General features: G+C 59.4%; 17 protein-coding genes and 1 other RNA gene. 9 read left to right on the top strand and 9 right to left on the bottom strand.

The window, feature by feature from the left end; translation table 11 throughout:
• Window positions 1-16: 16 nt before the first annotated feature.
• Complete coding sequence (locus tag FHL07_RS17695) at window positions 17-664, top strand: gamma-glutamylcyclotransferase (protein WP_138738745.1); 648 nt, start codon at window positions 17-19, stop codon at window positions 662-664.
• On the opposite strand, the gene glpT is transcribed toward FHL07_RS17695, so the two are convergent.
• Window positions 661-2,016 (bottom strand): glycerol-3-phosphate transporter, encoded by a 1,356-nt coding sequence (glpT, locus tag FHL07_RS17690; RefSeq protein ID WP_095020106.1) that lies wholly within the window; start codon window positions 2,014-2,016, stop codon window positions 661-663. The two genes, FHL07_RS17695 and glpT, sit on opposite strands and share 4 nt — an antisense overlap.
• A 359-nt stretch (window positions 2,017-2,375) precedes the next feature.
• On the opposite strand from glpT, the gene FHL07_RS17685 reads away from it, so the two are divergent.
• Together FHL07_RS17685 and FHL07_RS17680 are read left to right on the top strand one after the other, a co-directional pair.
• A complete protein-coding gene (locus FHL07_RS17685; protein ID WP_095017821.1) occupies window positions 2,376-2,747 on the top strand; it encodes a hypothetical protein in 372 nt (123 codons plus the stop codon).
• Between the two features lie 62 nt (window positions 2,748-2,809).
• On the top strand, window positions 2,810-3,214 hold the full coding sequence (locus FHL07_RS17680; protein ID WP_138738744.1) for a flagellar basal body-associated protein FliL: 405 nt from the start codon (window positions 2,810-2,812) through the stop codon (window positions 3,212-3,214).
• 129 nt (window positions 3,215-3,343) lie between these two features.
• Here the strand turns inward: FHL07_RS17680 and FHL07_RS17675 are convergent, their stop codons facing one another.
• From FHL07_RS17675 to FHL07_RS17660, 4 genes are all read right to left on the bottom strand, one after another.
• Window positions 3,344-4,462: an ABC transporter permease gene (locus FHL07_RS17675; protein ID WP_095000708.1), complete on the bottom strand. Its 1,119-nt coding sequence runs from the start codon at window positions 4,460-4,462 to the stop codon at window positions 3,344-3,346.
• On the bottom strand, window positions 4,462-7,194 hold the full coding sequence (rbbA, locus tag FHL07_RS17670) for a ribosome-associated ATPase/putative transporter RbbA (protein ID WP_095025177.1): 2,733 nt from the start codon (window positions 7,192-7,194) through the stop codon (window positions 4,462-4,464). Before rbbA ends, FHL07_RS17675 begins: the two co-directional genes overlap by 1 nt.
• Window positions 7,191-8,156: an HlyD family secretion protein gene (locus tag FHL07_RS17665; RefSeq protein WP_095000710.1), complete on the bottom strand. Its 966-nt coding sequence runs from the start codon at window positions 8,154-8,156 to the stop codon at window positions 7,191-7,193. The genes rbbA and FHL07_RS17665 overlap by 4 nt, the downstream gene beginning before the upstream one ends.
• 246 nt (window positions 8,157-8,402) lie before the next feature.
• Window positions 8,403-8,852 (bottom strand): EVE domain-containing protein, encoded by a 450-nt coding sequence (locus FHL07_RS17660; protein ID WP_095000711.1) that lies wholly within the window; start codon window positions 8,850-8,852, stop codon window positions 8,403-8,405.
• A 196-nt stretch (window positions 8,853-9,048) separates the two neighbouring features.
• Between FHL07_RS17660 and FHL07_RS23695 the strand changes: the two genes are divergently transcribed.
• Entirely contained in the window at window positions 9,049-9,198 is a 150-nt protein-coding gene (locus FHL07_RS23695) for a hypothetical protein (protein WP_095000712.1), read from the top strand.
• A 43-nt stretch (window positions 9,199-9,241) separates the two neighbouring features.
• Here the strand turns inward: FHL07_RS23695 and FHL07_RS17655 are convergent, their stop codons facing one another.
• The 4 genes from FHL07_RS17655 to FHL07_RS17640 form a co-directional block, all read right to left on the bottom strand.
• A complete protein-coding gene (locus FHL07_RS17655) occupies window positions 9,242-9,847 on the bottom strand; it encodes a 5-formyltetrahydrofolate cyclo-ligase (protein ID WP_095017791.1) in 606 nt (201 codons plus the stop codon).
• An 85-nt stretch (window positions 9,848-9,932) separates the two neighbouring features.
• Window positions 9,933-10,110: non-coding RNA, 6S RNA (gene ssrS / locus FHL07_RS17650), on the bottom strand.
• A 31-nt stretch (window positions 10,111-10,141) separates the two neighbouring features.
• Window positions 10,142-10,459: a cell division protein ZapA gene (locus FHL07_RS17645; protein ID WP_095000714.1), complete on the bottom strand. Its 318-nt coding sequence runs from the start codon at window positions 10,457-10,459 to the stop codon at window positions 10,142-10,144.
• Window positions 10,456-10,665, bottom strand: a complete 210-nt coding sequence (locus FHL07_RS17640; RefSeq protein WP_095000715.1) for a TIGR02449 family protein — start codon at window positions 10,663-10,665, stop codon at window positions 10,456-10,458. Before FHL07_RS17640 ends, FHL07_RS17645 begins: the two co-directional genes overlap by 4 nt.
• A gap of 134 nt (window positions 10,666-10,799) precedes the next feature.
• Between FHL07_RS17640 and FHL07_RS17635 the strand changes: the two genes are divergently transcribed.
• The 5 genes from FHL07_RS17635 (at window position 10,800) to FHL07_RS17615 (ending at window position 16,293) form a co-directional block, all read left to right on the top strand.
• Window positions 10,800-11,357, top strand: coding sequence for a YecA/YgfB family protein (locus FHL07_RS17635; RefSeq protein ID WP_095017790.1), 558 nt, complete (start codon window positions 10,800-10,802; stop codon window positions 11,355-11,357).
• Window positions 11,358-11,386: 29 nt separating this feature from the next.
• Window positions 11,387-12,709, top strand: a complete 1,323-nt coding sequence (pepP, locus tag FHL07_RS17630) for a Xaa-Pro aminopeptidase (RefSeq protein ID WP_095000717.1) — start codon at window positions 11,387-11,389, stop codon at window positions 12,707-12,709.
• A complete protein-coding gene (ubiH, locus tag FHL07_RS17625; protein WP_138738743.1) occupies window positions 12,706-13,893 on the top strand; it encodes a 2-octaprenyl-6-methoxyphenyl hydroxylase in 1,188 nt (395 codons plus the stop codon). The genes pepP and ubiH overlap by 4 nt, the downstream gene beginning before the upstream one ends.
• 86 nt (window positions 13,894-13,979) lie before the next feature.
• The gene (locus FHL07_RS17620) at window positions 13,980-15,197 is read left to right on the top strand and encodes a 2-octaprenyl-3-methyl-6-methoxy-1,4-benzoquinol hydroxylase (RefSeq protein ID WP_169916203.1); all 1,218 of its coding nucleotides are present in this window, start codon (window positions 13,980-13,982) and stop codon (window positions 15,195-15,197) included.
• A gap of 94 nt (window positions 15,198-15,291) precedes the next feature.
• Window positions 15,292-16,293: an extracellular solute-binding protein gene (locus FHL07_RS17615; RefSeq protein WP_095024220.1), complete on the top strand. Its 1,002-nt coding sequence runs from the start codon at window positions 15,292-15,294 to the stop codon at window positions 16,291-16,293.
• Window positions 16,294-16,404: the final 111 nt, after the last annotated feature.

The following is a 16,404-nucleotide window of genomic DNA, read 5'->3' as shown; positions in this document are numbered from 1 at the left end:
GATCCATTTCCCCGTTATGACTGTTATTGAATCTGCTGGTTTAAGCTCGATCTACCCCCCGCAGCTTGATCTCGGGGCACCGTTGACTCCAGAGCAACTGCTCAACTCCGTGCACAGCACCATGGCGCGCCATCAGGGCGGGCCGGTCTGGTTATTTGCTTATGGTTCATTGATCTGGCGCCCTGAGTGCACGGCGGTCGAGCGCGTGCGTGGGCGGGTGCATGGCTACCATCGCGGGCTGTATCTGTGGTCTCACGAGCATCGCGGCACACCGCAGTGGCCAGGTCTGGTTTTTGGTCTGGATCGAGGGGGGTCGTGCAGTGGCTTTGCCTATCGCTTGCCAGAAGAAAACCTGGACGCCTCACTGCATGCCTTGTGGCTTCGCGAAATGCCGGTGCCCTCGTATCGCCCGCACTGGCTGACGTGCAGACTGGACGATGGCAGCCAGGTGCAGGCCCTGGGCTTTGTGCTGGAGCGGCATTTGCCCAGCTATGCGGGCAACCTGCCGGATGACGTGTTGAGCCAGGTGTTGGCCAACGCCACCGGGCGCTACGGCACTACTCGCGATTATGTCGAGCAGACCGTAAGTGCCCTGCGCAGCCACGCCATGCCAGATCGAAACCTGGAGGCGCGGCTCAAGCGCTGCGTACCGATTGCGCCTTAAGCGGGAGCGGTTATCGCACGTTCTTCGCTGGCCTGGTTCTTGTGGCGCAGCGTCGGGATCATGAATGCGATGGCCAGCAGGCACGCGCTGATCAGCAGCACAAAGCCGCCATCCCAACCGAAGTGGTCAACCAGATAGCCCATGGCCGCACTGGCCGCCACCGAGCCACCCAGGTAGCCGAACAGCCCTGTAAAGCCTGCGGCAGTACCTGCGGCTTTCTTCGGTGCCAGTTCCAGTGCCTGCAAACCGATCAGCATTACCGGCCCGTAAATCAGGAAGCCGATTGAAAACAGCGCGATCATGTCCACGGTCGGGTTGCCTGGCGGGTTAAGCCAGTAAACCAGGGTTGCGACGGTCACCAGCGACATAAAGACAATGCCGGTCAGCCCGCGATTGCCGCGGAAAATCTTGTCCGACATCCAGCCGCACAGCAGCGTGCCCGGAATTCCCGCCCACTCGTAGAAGAAGTAAGCCCACGAGGTGGTGTCCACCGTGAAGTGCTTGGCTTCCTTCAGATAGGTCGGCGCCCAGTCCAGCACGCCGTAGCGCAGCAGGTAGACGAACACGTTGGCCAGGGCGATATACCAGAGCATTTTGTTACGCAGCACGTATTTGACGAAGATCTCTTTGGCGCTGAATTCGTCTTCATGGCTGGCGTCGTAACCCGCCGGGTAATCATTCTTGTACTGCTCGATCGGCGGCAAACCAACGGACTGTGGGGTGTCGCGCATGGTGACAAACGCAAACAGCGCCACCAGCAGCGCCACCGTGGCAGGCACATAGAAGGCCGCGTGCCAGTCGTTGAACCAGGCCATACCCAGTAAAAACAGCGGGCCGATCAGACCACCGCCCACGTTGTGGGCCACGTTCCACACCGATACCACACCGCCGCGTTCCTTCTGCGACCACCAGTGCACCATGGTACGGCCACTGGGAGGCCAACCCATGCCCTGCGCCCAGCCGTTGATAAACAGCAAAATGAACATCATGGTCACACTGGACGTTGCCCAAGGTGCGAAACCGAAAATGAACATCACTCCCGCTGAGATCATCAAGCCAAAGGGTAAAAAGAAGCGCGGGTTAGAGCGGTCGGACACCAGCCCCATGAGGAACTTGGATAAGCCGTAGGCAATGGCAATCGCTGACATTGCGACACCCAGTTGACCTCGGGTGTAGCCCTCATCGATCAAGTAGGGCATGGCCAGAGAGAAGTTTTTGCGCAGCAGGTAGTAACCCGCATAGCCAAAAAAGATACCGGCAAAGATTTGCCAGCGCAGTCGTCGGTAAGTGCTGTCTATTTTTTCTTCAGGCAGAGGCGCCTGGTGTACGGCAGGTCGGAAAAAAGCAAACATTCAAGAGCTCCAAATTTCTTGTTATATCGGCGGTGCCGAACGTTACATTTTCGTTACTGAAAATGACAGGCCTTGCCCTTTAGAGCTGAAGGAAAAATCCCACATGCGATTTTCGCTTATGAACATGTCGCCTGGGTATAAAACCCTAAGCAGGCTGGCTTCGCTGCTCGGGTCTATCTGAAAACTATCCACAGGCTCGGCGAATACAGCGGCAACAAATGTTTTCGTAGGGTTTAAATGCAAGTTCAATAGGAGCAATCCCACGCTGGAATCGGAGCTCCAGGACTGAGCTATTGGCCTGCACATCAATAGAATTTCCCCTTTGCAGCCCTATGGGGGTGCGCCGCCGGGGGAAGGCTATGAAGCTTGTGCTGGGGTTTGTGGCGTTTACTGCGTGGGCTGGCGAACCTGCGCCAGATATCAACAGTTTCACCTGCCTGAAGTTAAACCGGGAAATCAGGGGCTATATTCGTCGCGGGGTCGACCTGCCTCTGGCTGAGTTGACGCTGTTCAGGCAAACCCGCAACCGGTTGATTGAAGGGTTTGAGGACGGGCTGTATTCACGCGACCAGCTATCGACTGCCATGTACGAGCTATCGAGGGATGTGGAAAAGGTGGTCAAGACCTGCCGGCGCATAGGCAGTCGTCCATTTGTGGACATGTTGCCCGCGAGCGTTCAGAAACTGCTGATGGCAACCACAGGCACAAGTAAGTCACCCGCTGGCCGATAACGGTAGATAGGCCCTCAAGCAGCCCCGTATGCTTGCCTCCACACCGAATGAAGGAGCGAATTGTGAAAGCGTGGATCATGTTGATGCTGGCCCTGGCTTTGCCGATGGCGGCGGTCGGGGAAGAGGCGCAGGAAGGTGGCGACAAGGTCAGCTACATCAGTCTTAGCCCGCCATTTGTGGGTAACTACGGTCTGGATGGCAGTTCCAGGCTCAAGGTGTACAAGGCTGATATTTCCTTGCGCGTGACGGGTGCCGATGCAGCCAGGGCGGTCAAAGCCAATGCCCCGTTGATTCGTAATCAACTGGTGGGGTTGTTTACCCAGCAGACCAGCGAAACCCTGGGCAGTGTCGAGGCCAAGGAGAAGCTGCGCCAGGAAGCCTTGAAGCAGATCCGGCAGGTGATGAGCGATGAAACCGGCAAGCCGATGGTGGACGATCTGTTGTTCAACAATTTGATCGTTCAGTAAAGGCGCAGCTACGGGCTTGGCCTTTGTGTGGGAGCAGGCCTGCTCGCGATGCAAGCGCCTCGGTGCTTCAGGTGCGTCGAGGTGAAGCTGTCGCGAGCAAGCCCGCTCCCACATAACCCGTGCCCGTGCTTACGACGCCAGACTCTTGCGAAACCGCGCCAGGGCAATGGCGAAGAACACCAGGCCGATGCCGGCCAGGGCCAGCAAGTCTGGCCACACTACGTTCACACCCGCACCGCGAAACAGTATCGCCGCGCTCAGGCTTACAAAGTGGGTCGACGGCGAGCACTGCATCACCCATTGCAACCACACAGGCATGCTGTCCAGCGGCGTACTGCCGCCCGAGAGCAAGAGCATCGGGATGATCACCGGGATGGCCAGCAAACCGAACTGCGGTGTTGAGCGGGCCAGGGTCGCAAGGAATATCCCCAGTGCGGTACTGGCAAACAGGTACAGCGCGGTAACCAGCAAAAACAGGGTCAGCGACCCCGACAGTGGCACGCCCAGCGCCCATTTCACGATGACTTCCAGCGACACCCAGGTGCACAGCACCACCACCAGCATGTTGCTCCAGATTTTTGCCAGCATGATTTCCAGCGCCGTCAGCGGCAGTACCAGCAAATGGTCGAGGGTGCCGTGTTCGCGCTCGCGCAGCAACGCGGTGCCCGTCAGCACAATGGCCAGGATGGTAATGTTGTTAACGATCTGTATCACCGCCAAAAACCATCCGCCTTCCAGATTGGCGTTGAACAATGCCCGGCTGGAGATCAACGCCGGGGCTTTCGCCGCTGCGTCACCCTGGCCGGCATAGTTGAGCAGCTCACGCTGGAAAATCTGCCCGATATACCCTGCGCCCATAAAGGCCTGACTCATGGCGGTGGCATCGACGTTGACCTGCAGGCCGGGTTGGCGGCCTGCCAGCAAGTCGGCCTGGAAGTTGGCCGGTACATTGATCACAAAGGTGTATTGGCCGTTATCCATGGCCTGATCGAGCTGGTCATAAGGCAAGGCTTGTGGGGTTTTGAACTCCGGGGGCAGCAGCGACTCACTGAGCTTGCGTGACAGAGGGCTATGGTCTTCATCAATGATGGCAACGCTGGCGTTGTGCACGCCGATGATCGAGCTCGATGCTGGCATATAAATCGCCACGGTAAAGGCATAGAGCAAGAACATCAGCAGCACGCTGTCATGGCGCAGGCTGGTCAGTTCTTTAAGGCCAAGGCGCAGGATGTGCGAGAACTTGTGCATCAAACCTCCTGCTTCTTGAGCATGATCAGGCTCAACCCGGTAAACGCCACAAAAAAGCCGAACAATGCCAGGCATTGCGGCCACAGTTGGCGCAGGTCGAGCGCTTTGGTGAAGGTGCCTACTGCGATATCAAGGAAATGCCCGGCCGGGAACAGCATGCCCATTACCGCCGAGGCTCCTTCGAGTGAGGAGCGCGGCACCAGCAACCCGGAAAACTGAATGGTCGGCAGGCTGGTGATGATCATGGTGCCCAGGATCGCGGCGATCTGGGTGCGGGTGAAGGCGGAAATCAGCAGGCCCATGCTGGTGGTCGACAGTACATACAGCAGCCCGCCCAGCGCCAGGGTCAAGCCGCTGCCCTTGAACGGTACGCCAAACAGCCAGCGGTTCATGGCCACCAGCAACGCCAGGTTGACCAGGCTCACCGCCAGATAAGGCGCCTGTTTGCCCAGCAGGAATTCAAGGCGTGTCAGGGGTGTGGCGTAGAAGTTGGTGATGGAGCCCAGCTCTTTTTCTCGCACAATGCCCAGCGCGGTCAGCATGGCCGGGATAAACGCCAGGATTAGCGCCATCACGCCGGGGCCGATGGCATTGACGCTGATCACATCCTGGTTGTAGCGGAAACGGGTTTCCAGTTTGACTGAGGCTTGCCGGTTTTGTGCCTGGCTACTCAATGTGGCCAATTGTTCCAGGTTGGCCTGATGCACGGCCTGCACATAACTGCGGCTGGTTTCGGCGCGAAATGGCATGCCGCCATCAAGCCATGCGGCAACCGTAGGCTGGCGCCCGGCATACAAATCCCGGCCAAACCCCGGGGGGATTTCCAGGGCAATTTTTATTTCCGAGCGTTGCAGGCGTTTGTGCAACTCATCTGCACTGCGGATCGGCGTGTGTTCTTCGAAATACCGGGAGCCGCGGAATGCCTCGAGATAGGCGCGGCTTTGCGGGCTCTGATCCTGGTCGTAGACGGCGAAGGCGAGGTTTTCCACGTCCAGCGAAATGCCGTAGCCAAAAATCACCATCATGAACAGCGCGCCCAGCAAGGCAAAGGCCATGCGCACCTTGTCGCGCAGCAACTCTTTGGATTCGCGACTGGCCACGGCAATCAGCCGGGTCAGGCTGAAACCCCTTTTGCTGACCGGTGGCGGCGAATTGACCGCAGGCGTGGCGACAGGCTCGGGAGAAGAGGCCGCGCTGGCGTCCTGGTCGTTCTGGGCCTGTTCCAGGCAGGTGACAAACGCCGCTTCCAGCGTATCGCCGTGGAACTGGTGTTGTAGCGCATCGGGCGTGTCGCAGGCCAGCACCTTGCCGGCGTGCATCAACGAGATACGGTCGCAGCGCTGGGCTTCGTTCATAAAGTGTGTGGACAGGAAGATGGTCACCCCTTGCTCGCGGGACAACTCGATCAGCAAGCGCCAGAAATCATCGCGGGCGGCCGGGTCCACGCCGGAAGTGGGCTCATCGAGGATCAACACTTCCGGGCGATGCAGCACAGCCACCGCCAGAGACAGGCGCTGGCGCAAACCCAGGGGCAACTCGCCGGACTGTTGTGTGGCCACGTCGCCGAGATCGAAACGCTCGATCAATTCTTCGATACGCGGCTCGCTTTCGGCCTTGGGCAAGTCAAACAGTTGTGCGTGCAGCACCAGGTTTTGGCGCACGCTCAACTCGCCGTACAGCGAGAAGCTTTGCGACATGAAACCCACGCGCTTGCGGGTGGCCAGATCCTTGGCGTTCACCGGGTTGCCCAGCAATTTGGCGCTGCCTTCGGTGGCCGGCATCAACCCGGTGAGGACCTTCATGGTGGTGGTTTTGCCGCAACCGTTAGAGCCCAAAAAGCCAAAAATTTCGCCCCGGCCAATGGCAAAGCTGACGTTGTTCACTGCGGTGAAATCGCCGAATTTCAGGGTCAGGTCGTGGGCTTCAATGGCGATATCACTGTTGTCGCTGGTGCGCGGCGGAATCACCAGTGGCTCGCTGCTGTGGCCGCTGTCACCCTGATAGTGGGTGAAGGCCTCGTCGAGCTTGCCGGTTGTGGTGACTGCCGCCAGTTCCTGGCTCAGACCGGTGGCAATCAACTTGCCGCGATCAAGCATCAGGCAGTGTTCGAACTGCTCGGCCTCTTCCATGTAGGCCGTCGCCACCAGCAGCGTCAGTTGCGGGCGCTGGCGGCGCACATCTTCCACCAGCTCCCAGAAGCGTCGGCGTGACAGCGGGTCGACACCTGTGGTGGGCTCGTCGAGGATCAGCAGGTCGGGCTCGTGAATCAATGCGCAGCACAGCCCAAGTTTTTGTTTCATGCCGCCCGAGAGCTTGCCCGCCGGGCGCTCGGCAAAACGCTCAAGGTCGGTGGCCTTGAGCAGTTCGGCCATGCGTTGCTCGCAGTCGTCTTTCGACAGGCCAAACAGGGTGCCGAAAAAGCGGATGTTTTCGCTGATCGACAGTTCCGGGTAAAGGTTGCCACCCAGGCCCTGGGGCATAAACGCGATCAGCGGGTACAGGGTGTTGCGATGCCGGCGGTTATCAATCGGGCCGCCGAGCACCTCAAGGGTGCCCTCCTGGAGCTTCTTGACCCCGGCAATCAGCCCCAGCAGGCTCGACTTGCCCGCACCATCAGGGCCGATCAACCCGCAGCGCGTGCCTTTGGGCAGGCTGAACGTGATGTCCAGCAGCGCCTGCTGGCTGCCGTACCTGTGGCTGATGCCACTGGCGTTTAGCGCCAGATCATTCATTGCAGATTAGCCGGCCATGGTACATCGGCGGTTCGCACATAACCGGCACCCGGCATGCCCGGTTTGGCCTGGGGCACGGCACCCGGGTCGGTGAGGCGCAGCTTTACCCGGAATACCAGTTTTTGTCGCTCGTCGCGGGTTTCAACTTCTTTGGGGGTGAACTGGGATTTGGCTGCGACAAAAGTGATTTTGGCCGGCAGCGCCCGGTCGGGCAGGGCGTCGAGCACGATGCGTGCCTCAGAACCCACAGTCAATTTGCCGACCACCGAAGCGGGCATGTACAGGTTCATGTACTGGTCGCCGGGGTCAATCATCATAAATACCCGGCCGCCCGAGCCGAGGACTTCGCCAGGTTCGGCCAGGCGCAGCTGGATCACGCCGTTGATCGGTGCGCGCAGGCTGCTGTCGTCAATTTCGCTGGTCAGCTGTGCGACCTGAGCCTGGGATGAGCCAATCGCGGCCTTGGCAGCCGCTACCTGGGCCTGGGCGGCGACTACTGCTGCGTTGCTGGTGTCGAATCGGGCTTGTTGCTGATCCAGTTGCTGACCGCTGGCAAAACCGCGCTGGGACAGTTGGCGAAAGCGCTTGAGTTCCTGGCTGGCCAGCAGTTTTTCGCTCTGGCGCAGTTGCACGTTGGCTTCGTTGGCGGCCAGGGTCTGGCGGGCGCGCAGCACTTCGGCTTCAGCTTGCGCACGACTGGCTTCCAGGGTGCGGGTGTCCATGCGGGCCAGCAGTTGGCCCTGGGTTACCCGGTCGCCTTCGTCAACCAGCACTTCAGCCAGACGCCCGGGGATTTTTGCTGCGATTTGCACTTCTGTGGCTTCGAGGCGGCCGTTGCCCATGCTGATGCCTTCGGGGAGGCGGTCGTGCTGGGATTTCCAATAACCGAACCCGCCCGCTGCGATCAGCAAGACAGCCAAAGGGATAACGAAATAATGGGAAATACGGTGATTGCTAGACATGCCAACATCCTGTGTCACAGAGCGCTCTAGTTTGACGGTTTCAAGCCGATTGCGACTTGATGCCAGTCAAAGGAAGTCCAGAGCGTAGACGCTAAAATCGGATGCTGCTTGTCAGGTGCAGAGCCGGAGTGTTGTAGGAGCGGGCTTGCTCGCGATGGGATCGCTGCGGCTCACCTGATAAACCACACCGTCTGAATCGAGAGCAAGCCCGCTCCCACACCAAGCCCTCTCCCACAGCGATCCGCTTTACAGCAACCCCATCACCACAGCCCATTGCTCGCCCGTCACTGGCATCACTGAAAGGCGGCTGCCTTTTTGCACCAGCGGCATTTCGGCCAGAGCGCTTTGCTGTTTGAGGTAGTCGAGTTTGATCACCCGGGGAAAGGTCTGCTCATGGGCGACCTGCAGTGCGCTCCACGGGTTTTTCTCGACGCTGGCCTTGGGGTCGAAGTAATGACTTTCAGGGTCCAGGGCCGTCGGGTCCGGATAAGCGGCCTGGACGATTCGGCCTACTCCGGCAATCCCTGGCTCGGGGCAACTGGAGTGGTAGAAAAAGAACAGGTCACCCACCGCCATGGCTCGCATGAAATTGCGCGCCTGATAGTTGCGCACACCGTCCCAGCGAGCTTCGCCGAGCTTTTGCAAATCCTTGATCGAAAATTCGTCAGGCTCGGATTTCATCAGCCAATAAGCCATCTTCTATACTCCAGAAACATGCTGTGATTATTTTGTCCGGCAACATTTTGCTAAACCGACAGTCGGTTGACGTCAGCGTTTGCTTGCGTGTGCGTGTTGCCGCAAAATGCCCGCCTTTTAAGCTTGACGCTGCTGCACGGCCTATAACAAAAACCGTTGCTGTCATCGTGTTGATTTGCCTGAAGGAGGGCAATCGATGAAACGCAAACCGGATTTACTGTGGATGCTGGTTATTTTGTTCGGTTTGGGTGTGGTTACAACAGGCTACGCGCAAAGTCTCTGGTCAAATTCGACAGACGCGCCGATTGAGCTGGCGCAACAGCAAGTACAACCCTTCAAACGCTAAAAACTGATTCCTGGGCATCGCTTTGTCAGTGATGCCTTGATTGTCAGTGGGCGACGTACCACTGTCTGTCCGAGACCGTGCCCTGCAAAGGGACATCCCAACTGGCTTGGTCCAGGCACGCCACTTTCTGACATTCGTGGGCCAGCCCCAACAGTGTCGGCTTGCGCCAGCTTTGGCGTCTTGCCTGATAGGCCAGGCTGCGGTCATAAAAACCGCCGCCCATGCCCAGCCGTCCCCCCGTCGCATCAAACCCCACCAGTGGTAGCAGCACCAGGTCCAGCGCCCAGACCTTGCGTTGGCGTGCGCGGTTGATACGGGGTTCAAGAATGCGGAAACGGTTGGGGATCAGCTTTTCGCCGGGGGCGACCCGCTGAAAGACCATTTTAGTTTTCGGCCAGGCACTGAGAACCGGCAGGTAGGTGATTTTGCCCCGACGCTGAGCTTCGCGCAGCAGCAGGCGCGGATCGATTTCACCGTCAGTGGGCAGGTACAGCGAAATGTGTTTGGCGCGGCGAAACAGCGGGTGTTGCGCCAGTTGCCGGTACAGGCCACGGGCTGCCTGGCGTTGCTCGCAGGGCGACAGGTCGCGGCGGGCTTTGCGCAGGATTCGGCGAAGTTGCGGGCGGGAAGGCGGCGCAGGTTCGTTCATATGGCGTGCTGTTCAGGATCGAGACACCGGGTGGTGGCTCGTGCAAGCCAATGCCAGCAGTTGGCTGGCATTGCGCTAGGAAATCAGGCTCCCCGACGTACCGCTGTCGGCTTGGCCCTTGAACCCGAAAGTTCAAGGTGGAAGTTGCAGTAGACCTTAAGGCTTTCCGTCTAGCGGACATGCACACCGGCCCAACGTGCAAGCTCCAGGGTAGTGCGAATCGGCTCAGGGACATCGCTAACTGGCGAATACTCCAGGGAGTGGCGCGAGTATACCCCAAAGTAACGATTTGAATCAGCTTTGGCGTTCGTTCGGATCAGTGGCCAGCACCAGATCAACGCGATCGAGCAGGTCGCGTACCTGTTCTCGGGTAGTGCTGCTGGTCTGAACTTCGGCGACTTCCTGCTTGTGCAGCAGATCATGGGTAATATTCAGCGCAGCCATTACGGCGATACGGTCGGCGCCAATGACTTTGCCGCTGCTGCGAATTTCGCGCATTTTGCCGTCCAGGTAGCGGGCGGCGCTCACCAGGTTGCTGCGTTCTTCCTGGGGGCACATGATCGAATACTCTTTATCGAGGATGTGCACGGTGACGCTACTGCTTGAACTCATGAGTCTTGCTCCAGGGCTTTGAGGCGCGAAATCATCGATTCCACCTTGTTTCTGGCGATTTCGTTTTTTTCAATGAGGTGCGCGCGTTCCTCGCGCCAAGTCTTTTCCTGAGCAGTTAAGAGTGCGTTTTGACGGTTAAGTTGCTCGACTCGGCTAATCAGCAACTCGAGTCTAGCCATCAGTGCATGCAGGTCGGTGTCTTCCATTGTGTCCTACTGTGTATTTTCTGATGGGCGGTGACTGTCAAACGAGTTGACGCCTCGATGGTCTGGCACGGCTGCCGATGCTAGGATACAAGCCCTCCATTCTAGACATAGCGCCGCTTGGCGCCTAGCTGACCATGCCTATTCAGAATTCCCCGTATCAAGCCTTTGTAACCCTGCTGACCGCCAACGGCCACTCCGTCTCGCCTGCCGAACTGCATGGCCACCTGCTGGGTCGCAGCTGTGCCGGTGCCGGTTTCGATGCCGACGCCTGGCTGGTCGAAGCTGCCGAACTGTTGGCTGGTGAGCCACAAGACAACGTACGCAATGCCTTGATCGGATTGCAAGAGATGGTCAAGGGCGAGCTGACCAGTGACGACATGACCGTCGTGCTGTTGCTGCCGACCGACGACGCACCATTGACCGAGCGCGCTGCTGCCCTGGGCCAGTGGTGCCAGGGTTTCCTGTCCGGTTTCGGTCTGACCCGCCGCGCCTATTCGCTGAGCGATGAAGCCAACGAAGTGCTGCGCGACCTGGCCGCCATCGCTCAGGTGCAAGATGCCCTGGAAGAGTCTGAAGACGGCGAAAGCGACTATATGGAAGTGATGGAATACCTGCGCGTCGCGCCGCTGTTGCTGTTCACCGAAACCAAAAAAACTGCTGACGCCGCGCCAGCCAAGCCTTCGCTGCACTGATTGATCGACAAGAGGGAAACCGTCTGCCCATGATCCATATCCCGAAATCGGAATACGCACGTCGCCGCAAGGCACTCATGGCGCAGATGGAGCCCAACAGCATTGCGATCCTGCCCGCTGCGGCGGTGGCCATTCGCAATCGCGATGTCGAACATGTTTACCGCCAGGACAGCAATTTCCAGTACCTGAGCGGCTTTCCCGAGCCTGCGGCCGTGATCGTCCTGATTCCGGGCCGGGCACATGGCGAGTACGTGCTGTTTTGTCGCGAGCGCAACGCCGAGCGTGAATTGTGGGACGGCCTGCGGGCCGGGCAGGAAGGCGCAATTCGCGACTTCGGTGCTGACGACGCGTTCCCGATTACCGATATCGACGACATCCTGCCGGGCCTGATCGAAGGCCGCAGCCGGGTGTATTCGGCGATGGGCGGCAATCCCGAATTCGATCGCAATCTGATGGAGTGGATCAACGCGATCCGCTCCAAGGCCAGCCTCGGTGCCCAGCCGCCCAACGAATTCGTTGCTCTGGATCATCTGCTGCATGACATGCGCCTGTATAAATCGGCGGCAGAGCTCAAGGTCATGCGCCATGCGGCGCAAATTTCGGCTCGCGCCCATGTGCGTGCAATGCAGGCCAGCCGCGCCGGTTTGCATGAGTACAGCCTGGAGGCAGAGCTGGATTACGAATTTCGTAAAAGCGGGGCAAAAATGCCAGCCTATGGCTCGATCGTCGCCTCTGGCGATAACAGCTGCATCCTGCATTACCAGGAGAATGATGCACTGCTCAAAAGCGGCGATCTGGTGTTGATTGATGCTGGCTGCGAGATCGACTGCTACGCCAGCGATATAAGCCGTACGTTCCCGGTCAACGGCCGTTTTTCAGCGGAACAGAAAGCGATCTACGAGCTGGTTCTGGCTGCACAAGAGGCGGCATTTACCGAAATTGCCCCTGATAAACACTGGAATCAGGCCCATGAAGCCACAGTCCGGGTAATTACCGCCGGGCTGGTGGAGTTGGGGCTATTGCAGGGTGACGTTGACGAACTGATCGCCAGCGAGGCCTACAAGCCGTTTTACATGCACCGTGCTGGCCACTGGCTTGGGCTCGATGTGCATGACGTGGGTGAATACAAGGTCGAGGGTGAGTGGCGCGTGCTGGAGGCGGGCATGACCCTGACCGTCGAGCCGGGTATCTATATCAGCCCCGGCAACCTCGATGTCGCGAAAAAATGGCGCGGCATCGGCGTGCGAATCGAGGACGACGTAGTGGTCACCAAACATGGCTGTGAAATCCTGACGGGCGACGTGCCAAAAACTGTCGCCGAGATCGAAGCGTTGATGGCAGGCGCGGCATGAGCCGCGTCAATCTGGCCATCATCGGTGGCGGTCTGGTGGGGGCGAGCCTGGCGCTGGCGTTGCAGGCCGGGGCCAGGGCCCGTGGCTGGAAAATCGTATTGATCGAGCCGTTCGCCCCCGGCAACGCCTATCAGCCAAGCTACGATGCCCGCTCTTCGGCGCTCAGCTATGGTGCCCGGCTGATCTATGAACACTTGGGCCTGTGGCAGGCTATTGCTGAACGCGGTGAGCCGATCAAGGATATTCATGTATCCGATCGCGGGCGCTTCTCGACGGCTCGCTTGTCGTCCAGTGAAGAAGGCGTTCCGGCGCTGGGGTATGTGGTCGAAAACGCCTGGCTGGGCCAGTGCCTGTGGAAAAGCCTGGACCCGGACGTGATCAGCTGGCGTTGCCCGGCTGAAGTTATCCACATGCAACCGCTGGATGATGGCTATCGCCTGACCCTCAACGACGAAACCACGCTGGACTGCGATCTCGCCGTCCTGGCTGATGGCGGGCGTTCGGGCTTGCGCGAGAAACTGGGCATCCATGTGCGTCAGCAGCCCTACAACCAGAGCGCGCTGATAGCCAATATCACGCCGAGCCAGCCCCATGCTGGCATGGCGTTCGAACGTTTTACAGAAGAAGGCCCGATGGCTCTGCTGCCATTGCCTGACAACCGCTGCGCGCTGGTGTGGACGCGTTTGGGGATGGACGCGCAGCGTCTGGCAGCCCTGGATGAGCGCAGCTTTCTCAGCGAGTTGCAGGGCGTATTTGGCTATCGTCTGGGCCCCCTCAAACGAGTGGGCGCGCGGCACCTGTATCCTTTGACGCTGATTGAAGCGCAGGAGCAGGTACGTCCTCATCTGGCGGTGCTGGGCAATGCGGCCCACAGCCTGCACCCGATTGCCGGACAGGGTTTCAACCTGTCCCTGCGCGATGCCCGGGCGCTGGCCGATGCCTTGTTGGGCAGTGACAAGCAACCCGGGGATTTCGCCACCCTGCTGAGTTATCAACAGGCGCAGCAACTCGACCAGCAACTGACCATCGGCTTCTCCGACAAGGTGACGCGGGTGTTTGGCAGTGAGCAGCCACTGGTGTCCTTTGGTCGCAACCTGGGCCTTCTAGGCCTTGACCTGTTGCCACCGGCCAAGCGCTGGTTTGCCCGTCAGGCAATGGGCCTGGGCACCCGCGCAGACAGTTGATGACGACCGGGGCGAGCTTGCCCCGTGTCGATCCATTTTTTCAGGTGCGGCGTACGCCGCTAGCGAGACAGGCTTAAAGCATGGAAATGCGCGCAGATCTGCTGATTGTTGGGGCCGGAATGGTCGGAAGCGCACTGGCGCTGGCGCTCAAGGACAGCGGGCTGAAAATCCTGCTGCTCGACGGTGGCCCGCTGAGCGTCAAGCCGTTTGCCAGCGAAGCGCCGTTCGAGCCTCGGGTCAGTGCCCTGTCGGCGGCCAGCCAGCGCATTTTGCAGCGTCTGGGCGCCTGGGACGGCATCATCCACCGCCGTGCCAGCCCGTACTCGCATATGCACGTGTGGGATGGCAGCGGCACCGGGCAGATCCACTTTTCGGCAGCCAGCGTGCACGCGGACGTGCTGGGCCATATCGTCGAGAACCGTGTGGTGCAGGACGCACTGCTGGAGTGCCTGCAGGGCAGTTGTATTGAAATGCTGGCCAATGCACGCCTGGAGCAGATGCGCCGTTCCGGCGACGACTGGCTGCTGACCCTGGCCGATGGCCGCACCTTGCGGGCGCCGCTGGTGATTGCCGCTGATGGCGCCAACTCGGCCGTACGTCGCCTCACCGGCTGTGAAACCCGTGAGTGGGATTACCAGCACCACGCTATCGTCACCAGCGTACGGTGTGCAGAACCGCACCAGCAGACCGCCTGGCAGCGTTTTACCGACCAGGGGCCGCTGGCATTCTTGCCGCTCGAGCGTGACGGTCAGCAGGACTGGTGCTCGATCGTATGGTCGACCACCCCCGAACAAGCCCAATACCTGATGACGCTGGATGACGCAGCGTTCAGTCGTGAGCTGGAGCTGGCTTTTGAAGGTCGTCTTGGCAGTGTGCTGAGTGCCGATCCACGGGTATGCGTGCCACTGCGCCAGCGCCATGCCAAACGCTATGTCGCCGAAGGCCTGGCGTTGATCGGTGATGCGGCGCACACCATCCACCCGCTGGCCGGGCAGGGCGTGAACCTGGGCTTCCTGGATGCAGCAGTGCTGGCCGATGTGCTGATGCACGCGGTGGACCGTGGCGAACGTTTGGCGGATGTGCGTGTGCTGAGCCGTTTCGAGCGGCGGCGCATGCCCCACAACCTGGCGCTGATGGCGGCGATGGAGGGCTTTGAACGCTTGTTCCAGGCCGACTCCCTGACCGCCCGCCTGTTGCGCAACACCGGTTTGAAATGGGTGGATAAAATGCCCGAGGCCAAGGCCTTGTTTGTGCGTCAGGCACTGGGCCTGAGTGGCGACCTGCCGCCGCTGGCCAGGCCGTAACATCTGGTAACTCCTCCGGGGCGAGTTAGGTTGAGATGGCAAATGTGATTCACTACCATTTACGCCCGATTCGCATTAAGAGAGACCGCCCCTCATGTTGGCACGCAAGCGTCTACTGACTGCCCTGGCCCTGACCGTTTTTGCGAGCGGTGTTTCTGCTGCCGATGAGGTGGTGGTTTACTCCTCGCGTATCGACGAACTGATCAAACCGGTATTTGATGCCTACACCGCGAAAACCGGGGTCAAGGTCAAGTTCATCACCGACAAGGAAGCGCCGCTGATGCAGCGCATCAAGGCCGAGGGGCAAAACGCCACAGCCGATCTGTTGCTAACCGTGGATGCCGGTAACCTTTGGCAAGCTGAGCAAATGGGCATCCTGCAACCGTTCACCTCCGAGGTGATCGACAAAAATATCCCGCCGCAATATCGCTCTTCTTCTCACGAGTGGACTGGTCTGAGCCTGCGCGCACGGACTATCGCCTATTCGACGGACCGGGTTAAACCAGAAGAACTGTCGACCTATGAGGCTTTGGCCGACAAGAACTGGGAAGGTCGCTTGTGTCTGCGCACTGCCAAGAAGGTTTACAACCAGTCGCTGACCGCCACCATGATCGAAGTGAATGGCGCCGATAAAACCGAAGAAATCCTCAAGGGCTGGGTCAACAACCTGTCCACAGACGTGTTCTCGGATGACATCGCCGTGCTTGAAGCCATCAACGCCGGGCAATGTGACGTGGGCATCGTCAACACTTACTACTACGGTCGCCTGCACAAGCAGAAGCCCGATCTGGCGGTGAAGCTGTTCTGGCCCAACCAGGCGGATCGTGGCGTTCACGTCAACTTGTCGGGTATTGGCCTGACCAAGTACGCGCCGCATCCTGAAGCGGCCAAGGCATTGGTGGAGTGGATGACCACCCCTGAAGCCCAATCGATTTTCGCTGGCGTAAACCAGGAATTTCCGGCCAACCCAAGCGTTCCACCTTCGGCGGAAGTGGCGAGCTGGGGTAGCTTCAAGGCCGATGCACTGCCGGTTGAAGTGGCAGGCAAGCGCCAGGCTGAAGCGATCCGCATGATGGACCGTGCTGGCTGGAACTGATCAAAATCTGAAGTAATACCTGTGGGAGCGGGCTTGCTCGCGATAGCATCGCCGGGGTTTCATTGGAAACTGCGGTGTTTGCATCGCGAGCAAGCCCGCTCCCACATTTGT

This window comes from Pseudomonas sp. FSL W7-0098 (genome assembly GCF_005930585.1).
GTDB lineage: Bacteria > Pseudomonadota > Gammaproteobacteria > Pseudomonadales > Pseudomonadaceae > Aquipseudomonas > Aquipseudomonas bubulae.
Note: the sequence above shows the minus strand (reverse complement) of the source record. Positions and strands in the feature narration are given on the sequence as shown.